Here is an 8,325-nt window from a genome sequence, read left to right on the forward strand (position 1 = left end):
AAAAAACTTAGATTTCTTCGTCCAAATCATCTACATCATCTACATCATCTACATCATCTACATCATCTACCTCATCTACATCATCTACCTCAATAGGAGCGACAGAATTAGCAGAAACCAGAGCACCCGTCTCAAGTTTCTTTTTAACTAGCTCCTCAATTTCATTTTTGAAATCGATGTTTTTCTCCATGTGCTGGATCACTTTGTCTCGTCCTTGAGCGATGTTCTCTCCGTTGTAGCTATACCAAGAACCTTTTTTCAAAATTACTCCCATTTCGTCGGCCAAGTCGGTCAGACAGCCTAAAGTAGAAATGCCTTTGCCAAATACAATGTCAAATTCGGCAATGCGGAAAGGTGGAGCAACTTTATTTTTAGCAACTTTAACTTTCGTGCGGTTGCCGTATTCTTCGGTACCTTTTTTCAAGCTTTGAATGCGGCGAATGTCGAGCCGCACGCTGGCATAGAATTTGAGAGCGTTGCCGCCGGTTGTTGTTTCGGGGTTGCCGTAAGTTATGCCGATTTTCTGCCGCAATTGGTTGAGGAAAATGACGGTACAGCCGGATTTGCCGATGTTGCCGGTGATTTTCCGCAAAGCTTGGCTCATCAAGCGGGCCTGCAAACCCATGTGGGAGTCGCCCATGTCGCCTTCGATTTCGGCGCGGGGGACGAGGGCGGCTACGGAGTCAATGACTACGATATCGACGGCGACGGAACGCACGAGTTGATCGACAATTTCGAGGGCCATTTCGCCGGTATCCGGCTGGGAAACTAAAAGATTTTCAATATCGACGCCTAAAGCTGAGGCGTAGGTGGGATCGAGGGCGTGTTCGGCATCGACGAAGGCTGCGATACCGCCGGTTTTTTGGACTTCGGCGATCGCGTGGAGGGCTAGAGTGGTTTTACCGGAACTTTCCGGGCCGTAAATTTCAATAACTCGACCTTTTGGCAAACCGCCGCCCAAAGCAATGTCCAGTGTCAAGGCTCCGGTGGGAATGGTTTCTACCCTCATGCGAGTGGAGTCTCCCAATCGGACGATCGCCCCTTTGCCAAAGCTGCGCTCGATTTGGGACAGTACGGAAGTTAGGGCTTTTTGCTTTTCTGAGTTTTCAGGTGAAGTTTTTATAGACGTTTCTTTTTTTGCCATTTGCGGTACGCGGGTAGACCCCTTGCGGAGCTTGTTGATTAACTGTACAACACGTATGTTAGCAGTTATTTTTGGGGTCTGGAGGTTCTGGGAGGATTTGGTTGAAGATTCTTGATTTTGGGGTGGTTCAGCCTGCTCCCGGCTTCAGAAGGCCCAAGATGTAGAAGGTATTTAACTGGTTCCCAGGCTCTGTCTCGGCACCGATGTCCAGAGGCTCTGCCTCGAAAAGCTTACATTAAAATTGGAGGCTCTGCCTCCGGATCTGTGTTACCAGGCAGAGCCTGGTAACAAGTAATCGCCACAATTAGGACAAGCATGGCATCTACAACACATCAAGACACATCTGTTAATACCAAAAATTCCCGCTGGTTGCTGGGCTTATTGGCGATCGGCATCTTATTAGGTATCGGATTTCGATTCTTCGATCTCGATCGCAAAGTTTACTGGCACGATGAAGCTTACACCTCAATCCGCGCCGCTGGTTTCACCCGCGAAGAAATTGACGACAAACTATTCCAAAACCGGATTGTTCCCGCACCAGAATTGCAAAAATACCAGCGGATTAAACCGGGAAGTACAGCAGCAGACACAATTCGTTCTTTAGCACTAGAAGACCCGCAGCATCCGCCTTTATACTTTCTCATGGCTCGTTGGTGGATGCAGCAATTTGGCAGTTCTCTAACAGCATCCCGCAGTTTGCCAGCACTATTGAGTTTGCTATCTCTGCCTTTGATGTACGCTTTAGCTAAAGAACTTTTCGCTTCAAATTTAACTGCTACCTTCGCAACAGCACTTTTAGCTTTATCTCCTTTTGATATCTTATTCGCTCAAACAGCAAGGCAGTACAGTTTGCTGACAGCCGCAGTTATTGGCAGCAGTTGGCTGCTGCTCTTAGCAGTGCGGTTGAGGGGTTGGCAAAATTGGGTATTTTACTCGCTGGCGATCGCCCTTGGTTTCTACACTCACCCTTTCTTCAGTTTAACACTCCTCGGACACGGAGTTTTTATAATTGCTTACTGGTTGTTTGTCAAAAAAACAAAATTGCCGGGTCACGTAACTAATTCCCAATTTTTCTTAGCAGTAACAGCAGCTTTAATCTTTTATATTCCGTGGATTTACGTGCTGGCGACCAACCTGGAACGAGCATCACTTACGACAGATTGGACGCGAGTATCTCCTGGTTTGCTGTCTCTTGTCAAATTGTGGACGCTCAGTTTTACAGCATTATTTTTTGACTTCGACTTCGGCTTTGATAATATTTGGACTTATCTGCTGAGATTGCCATTTTTGCTGTTAATTGCCGCAGCGATTTACAAAATCTGCCGCTGGACTAGCAGTTCAAGTTGGCTGTTTATTGTAACATCAATTTTTGTACCTTTTTCGATCCTGGCGTTACCGGATCTAATCCTAGGCGGCAAACGTTCCGCCGTCAGCCGCTATCTGATTTCCTGCTTTCCGGGAGTGCAGCTAGCAGTTGCTTACTTGCTCGCAAGTAATGTGAAAACTCAGCAGCGGTTTTGGCAAGTCATTTTAGCCTTGGTATTTACAGCAAGTATAGCATCCTGTACGGTCAGCGCTTTTTCTGATACTTGGTGGAGCAAAGACTTGAGCTATTTTAATGCTGAAGTGGCGAAAAATATTAACAAAGAGGCGATAGCTAACCGCTCGATTAAAGATACAATTGTAATTAGCGATCGCGGCAACGATTTTACTAACATGGGAGATTTGCTTTCTCTGAGTTATTTGCTTGACAAAGATGTACGACTGATGCTGATGAGCCAGTCGCCCGATATGGAGATGCTGAACAAATATTCGGCTCCCCTGGTGTTCCGCCCTTCGGAAAAATTGCGATCGGCACTCAAGCAAAATCAACGCCGGTTAGAGCCTATATTGGAATATGCCAGACTTTTTCGAGTGCGGCGAGCTTCTTAGAGCAATTCTGAAAAGTGATACAGATAGTAGGGACACGGCAATGCCGTGTCCGGCGCGGGGATTAGGACACGGCAATGCCGTGTCCGGCGCGGGGATTAGGACACGGCAATGCCGTGTCCGGCGCGGGGATTAGGACACGGCAATGCCGTATCCGGCGCGGGGATTAGGACACGGCAATGCCGTGTCCCTACTGTTCGCTTTGACTTTTAACAATTGGTATAAGATTGATAATTGTAGTCAGAAAAAAACAGTGTGAGTTGTCTCAAGTATTGGGGCTGACACACCTGACATCATCAGCAATAATTATTTGAATACTTAGGATTAAACACAATGCAAGAGTTAAATAATTCATCTTCGGAATCCGCACAGCAATTTCGCAATCTTCAGACAGAATTACGCGAACGTTGGGGAGCTATAGAAGACTTCGACAGCGGAGATTGTGACATTATCGTCATTCCTTCTCTCAGCTTAGATCAGCAAGAAATGCTGAAAATTGAGGGGGCTTACCACTACGAAGAGCGGCATTTATTTTCATTGATTCGCCTGCGAAATCCCCGCACGCGCTTAATTTACATTACCTCCGAGCCTTTGCACCCGATGATTGTGGATTATTACCTGCAATTGCTGCCGGGAATTCCATTTTCGCACGCGCGCGATCGGCTTTTGCTGTTCTGTGCTTACGATGCTTCTGCCAAATCCCTCACCCAGAAAATTTTAGATCGTCCCCGCTTGATGGAGCGCATTCGTCAAGCAGTGCGGCCGACAAAATCTTATATGGTTTGTTACAACTCGACGCCCTTAGAACGGGAGTTATCTGTTAAATTGGGGATTCCTTTGTGGGCGAGCGATCCCGATCTGTTATACTGGGGAACAAAAAGCGGTAGCAGGCAAATTTTTAAAGAATGTGGCGTGCCTTGTCCTGACGGTTCCGAGTTGGTTTGGAATGCGGAAGATTTAGCAGAATCTGCGGCCGGGCTGTGGGAAAGGCAGCCGCATTTGCAGCGGATAGTAATTAAGCTAAATGAAGGTTTTTCGGGGGAAGGAAATGCAATTTTAGACTTGAAGCCGATCGCAGGTAAAGCACCTACAGAAAGAGCGAAGGCAATTGGCGACAGCTTCCATAATTTACGCTTTCAATCCACAGGCGAAACCTGGGAAAATTTTAGCAGCCGCATTCCCGAATTAGGGGCAATTGCCGAAGCATTTATCGAAGGAGAAAAAAAGTTCTCGCCCAGCGTTCAAGGCAGAATTGTCCCCAGCGGCGAAGTAGAAATTCTCTCAACCCACGACCAAATTTTAGGAGGCCCAGACGGTCAAATTTTCTTGGGCTGCCGATTTCCGGCGGACGAATCTTATCGAATAGCCTTGCAGGAATTGGGATGGAAAGTAGGGCAGAACTTAGCTAAAAAAGGTGCTTTAGAGAGATTTGGAGTAGATTTTCTCGCGGTAAAGCAATCCGATGGGAAATGGGATCTTCAAGCAATAGAAATTAACTTACGGAAAGGAGGCACAACTCATCCGTTTATGGCTTTGAAGCTGTTAACAAACGGTCGGTACGAGCGTACTACGGGATTGTTTTACAGTCAGCAGGGCCGTCCGAAATATTATGTTGCTTCCGACAATTTGAAAAAAGAGCGTTATCGGGGATTGTTGCCGAACGATTTGATGGATATTATTGCTGACAATCAACTGCATTTTGACAGCGGTACTGAGACGGGGAGCGTGTTTCATTTAATGGGTTGTTTGTCGGAATTTGGCAAATTGGGATTGACGAGTATCGGCAATTCGCAGCAAGAAGCTGAGGAGATGTATAACAAAGTTGTGAAAGTGCTCGATCGCGAAACGTCTTATTAAATATGCTGGAATGATATCAATTCCGGTTGTATCGGAATGACAAGCGAGGACACGGCAGTGCCGTTTCCCTACCGCGATCAATGGTAGGGAAACGGCACTGCCGTGTCCTCCGTTTATATCATTCCGATCTCACAGGAATTGATATCACCCATCAAGCCACAAACCCCGGCGGTTGAAACCGCGTCTTGTCAAACAAAACCCGCCTCCGCAGGTTGAAGAATCGATCGCACATTGCTCTCAAATTCCATATTTCTTAGTCTGCGGAGGCGGACATGGTTTGTGTAGATGCGGTTTCCAACCGCCGAGGATTTGAATGGTAGCTAATTTTTAGCGGGATAAAGCGGCGTGGGGTCGATCGAGCCTGTGCGGTTGAGCGGCCAAAAACGGACTATCGCCCTACCGATGATATTTTGCTTCGGCACAAAGCCCCAATAATGGCTGTCGCAGCTTGCGTTGCGGTTGTCGCCGAGCACCAAGTAAGAATTTTGAGATACAACTACAGGCCCGTAGGGATAATTCGGAATTTCTTCAATATACTTTTCCTGTAGCGGCTGCTTGTTGATAAAAACTTTTCCCTCTTTGACTTCCACAGTATCCCCCGGCAGTCCGATCACTCGCTTGATGTAGGCATCTTTGATCGGCGGTGGCTGTCCCGTGCACAAACTAGCCGGATCGGGGGGCATAAACACTATCACATCTCCTCGGTGGGGGTCTTGGAATCGATAGCTTACCTTATCTATAATTAATCGATCGTTAATTTGCAAGGTTGGCAGCATCGAGCCGGTGGGAATGTAGCGAGCTTCGGCAACCAGGGTGCGGATGCCAAAGGCCAAGAATGCTGCTAAGCCGATCGTCTTAATTCCTTCTATCCAAGGATTTTCGGTATCTTGCGGGGGTTTTTCGTCGGCTGACTTGTCTAAACGAGTCATAGGGTATTGTAGTGACTGAGCTGGATACAAATTATAGACTTAATAATGTTTCCATGCTAGCACGCTGTCTACTCAATTAATGATATATTATGACTCCCAAATCAAGTTTGTTAATCCGCCGCGCTCGCATTCTGTTACCCGACGGCGAGTTTTTGGTAGGGGACGTGCAAATCGGCGATGGCAAAATTGTTCGGCTTGCTCCTGAAATTGCCGCATCGGGCGATCGCGAAATAGATGCGATCGGCTTAACTCTGTTACCCGGAGTAATTGACCCGCAAGTTCACTTCCGGGAACCGGGTTTAGAACACAAGGAAGACTTGTTTACAGCTAGCTGTGCTTGCGCTAAGGGCGGCGTGACATCGTTTCTGGAAATGCCGAATACGCGACCTTTGACCACAACCCAAGCTGCTTTAGATGATAAACTAACTCGCGCTGCCCAGAAGTGTTTGGTCAATTACGGCTTTTTTATTGGGGCCACGCCCGAGAATTTGCCGGATTTGTTGGATGCGAATCCGACTCCGGGGATTAAGGTGTTTATGGGTTCGATGCACGGGGACTTATTGATGGATGATGCAGCAAATTTAGAAGCCGTGTTTGCTAAGGGCGATCGACTGATTGCGGTACACGCAGAAGACCAAGTGAGAATTAATCAGCGTCGTCAAGAATTTGCTGGTGTTACCGATATTGCAGTTCACTCACAAATTCAAGACAATCAAGCTGCTTTGTTAGCTACTCAGCTAGCAGTAAAACTTTCTAAAAAATATCAGCGCAGACTGCATATTCTGCATCTATCTACAGGAGAAGAAGCGGAGTTTTTGCGTCAGGAAAAACCGAGTTGGGTAACGGCAGAAGTAACGCCGCAGCATTTGTTACTCAATACCAGTGCTTATAAAACCATTGGCAGTTTAGCTCAGATGAATCCGCCTTTGCGATCGGCACGAGATAACGAAATACTTTGGCAAGCTTTACTCGACGGCGTAATTGATTTTATCGCCACCGATCACGCGCCGCACACATTAGCAGAAAAAGCTCAAGATTATCCAAATACGCCGTCGGGAATGCCCGGAGTCGAAACTTCTTTGCCTTTGATGCTAACGCAAGCAGTCGCGGGAAGGTGTACGGTTGCGCAAGTTGCTAATTGGATGTCGGCGGCTGTTGCTAAGGCTTATAAGATTCCGAAGAAAGGGTCGATTTCTCCGGGGTTTGACGCCGATCTGGTATTGGTAGATTTGGACAACTACCGCCCGGTTGTGCGAGAAGAAATCGTGAGCAAATGCGGCTGGAGTCCTTTTGAAGGTTGGAATTTAACTGGCTGGCCGATTGTGACAATTGTGGGCGGAAAAGTTGTTTTTGAGAAGGGGAAATTGGATACGAATGTCAGGGGAGAAGCCTTGAGATTTGACGCCTCGCCAGCCTGAATATAGGTAAACTGTTATAATCAGATTGAGAATTTGCTGCCGAGCCAGGGTGACAGTAATGGCAAAGTTGTACCAATATGTAGGCTCGAATGAAATTCGGCTTTCTGTTGCTGACTTTCCTATTGGTACTAGGATTAATTCAGTCAGTCAGCTAGAGAAATGGATTGCTAAAAATAGCCGGAAGCCGAATATTTTGAGTTCGATCGCAGCCACTTTTGTAGTAGATTTCAAAGGCGATCTTTGCATCGCCGATCGCCACTCAGAACATATAGCTTGTGCGGGCGGATTTCCTGTACTCTCGGCGGGAGAAATATTTTTTGGAAGCGGCAATCGCGGCTGGGAAGTGCTAGAAATTACCAATCAATCAACAGGCTTTTGTCCCGAACCAGAGTCTTGGTTTCAAGTAGCGGAATCTCTCGATCGCATACCGATCGATCGCCCCGATAAATTTACAATAGAGTTTGTATTTCGCCGCTGTCCTGCGTGTCGCCAACTGAACATTATCAAAGAAAACTTATTTGTATGTTCGGTCTGCAATACCGACTTGCCCCATCTTTGGAATTGCGACAATTTTTGAGCCTAATTCAAAAAAATTTTGCTAAAATAACTGTATATTATCCTATTGCAAAGGCGATATTACCCATGCTTCTCAAAGAACTAGAAACACAACTACTGGCCTTAACTCCCAGCGAAAAAGCCGAAGTTCTACGGCTTTTAACTCAAAGTTTAAACAATAGCTGGCCGGGAATTACGAAAACTCCCGATGTGTGCGGTGGCGATGCTTGTATCGCCAAAACTCGCATCCCAGTTTGGCTGCTTGAAAGTTTTCGCCGTGAAGGTTCAAGCGATTCTGAACTTCTACAATTTTATCCCCATCTCAGCGCTGCCGATATAGTGAATGTTTGGACTTATGCTGATGCACATCTGGAGGAAATCGAAGAAGCAATCTGCAAGAATGAGGAAGCCTGAGTCGGGAGCATCCCGGTTTTGTAAATATCCGAATAAGTGTAAAATAGTTAAAATCAATAAAAGCGTCAAAAAAAGTCGA

The 8,325-nt window shown here is 46.6% G+C and carries 7 protein-coding genes; 5 read left to right on the top strand and 2 right to left on the bottom strand.

Annotation, left to right across the window (positions count from 1 at the left end):
- Positions 1–7: 7 nt before the first annotated feature.
- Positions 8–1,144, bottom strand: a complete 1,137-nt coding sequence (recA, locus tag QUA02_RS20580; RefSeq protein ID WP_333030244.1) for a recombinase RecA — start codon at positions 1,142–1,144, stop codon at positions 8–10.
- A 315-nt stretch (positions 1,145–1,459) separates the two neighbouring features.
- Between recA and QUA02_RS20585 the strand changes: the two genes are divergently transcribed.
- Entirely contained in the window at positions 1,460–3,076 is a 1,617-nt protein-coding gene (locus QUA02_RS20585; RefSeq protein WP_333030246.1) for a glycosyltransferase family 39 protein, read from the top strand.
- Between the two features lie 330 nt (positions 3,077–3,406).
- Positions 3,407–4,930, top strand: a complete 1,524-nt coding sequence (locus tag QUA02_RS20590; protein WP_333030247.1) for a peptide ligase PGM1-related protein — start codon at positions 3,407–3,409, stop codon at positions 4,928–4,930.
- Positions 4,931–5,250: 320 nt separating this feature from the next.
- Here the strand turns inward: QUA02_RS20590 and lepB are convergent, their stop codons facing one another.
- On the bottom strand, positions 5,251–5,859 hold the full coding sequence (gene lepB / locus QUA02_RS20595; RefSeq protein WP_333030249.1) for a signal peptidase I: 609 nt from the start codon (positions 5,857–5,859) through the stop codon (positions 5,251–5,253).
- An 89-nt stretch (positions 5,860–5,948) separates the two neighbouring features.
- On the opposite strand from lepB, the gene QUA02_RS20600 reads away from it, so the two are divergent.
- The 3 genes from QUA02_RS20600 to QUA02_RS20610 all read left to right on the top strand — a co-directional run bounded on the left by QUA02_RS20600 (position 5,949) and on the right by QUA02_RS20610 (position 8,246).
- Positions 5,949–7,277: a dihydroorotase gene (locus tag QUA02_RS20600; RefSeq protein ID WP_333030250.1), complete on the top strand. Its 1,329-nt coding sequence runs from the start codon at positions 5,949–5,951 to the stop codon at positions 7,275–7,277.
- A gap of 58 nt (positions 7,278–7,335) precedes the next feature.
- Entirely contained in the window at positions 7,336–7,854 is a 519-nt protein-coding gene (locus tag QUA02_RS20605; protein ID WP_333030251.1) for a hypothetical protein, read from the top strand.
- Between the two features lie 65 nt (positions 7,855–7,919).
- Positions 7,920–8,246, top strand: a complete 327-nt coding sequence (locus QUA02_RS20610; protein WP_333030252.1) for a DUF433 domain-containing protein — start codon at positions 7,920–7,922, stop codon at positions 8,244–8,246.
- Positions 8,247–8,325: the final 79 nt, after the last annotated feature.

The sequence above is a fragment of the Microcoleus pseudofavosus SVA1_A4 genome (genome assembly GCF_036700565.1).
Lineage (GTDB): Bacteria > Cyanobacteriota > Cyanobacteriia > Cyanobacteriales > Microcoleaceae > Microcoleus.

Coding starts and splice junctions, on each gene's coding strand:
- recA (WP_333030244.1), bottom strand. CDS start 1,144: ATGGCAAAAAAAGAAACGTCTATAAAAACTTCACCTGAAAACTCAGAA.
- QUA02_RS20585 (WP_333030246.1), top strand. CDS start 1,460: ATGGCATCTACAACACATCAAGACACATCTGTTAATACCAAAAATTCC.
- QUA02_RS20590 (WP_333030247.1), top strand. CDS start 3,407: ATGCAAGAGTTAAATAATTCATCTTCGGAATCCGCACAGCAATTTCGC.
- lepB (WP_333030249.1), bottom strand. CDS start 5,859: ATGACTCGTTTAGACAAGTCAGCCGACGAAAAACCCCCGCAAGATACC.
- QUA02_RS20600 (WP_333030250.1), top strand. CDS start 5,949: ATGACTCCCAAATCAAGTTTGTTAATCCGCCGCGCTCGCATTCTGTTA.
- QUA02_RS20605 (WP_333030251.1), top strand. CDS start 7,336: ATGGCAAAGTTGTACCAATATGTAGGCTCGAATGAAATTCGGCTTTCT.
- QUA02_RS20610 (WP_333030252.1), top strand. CDS start 7,920: ATGCTTCTCAAAGAACTAGAAACACAACTACTGGCCTTAACTCCCAGC.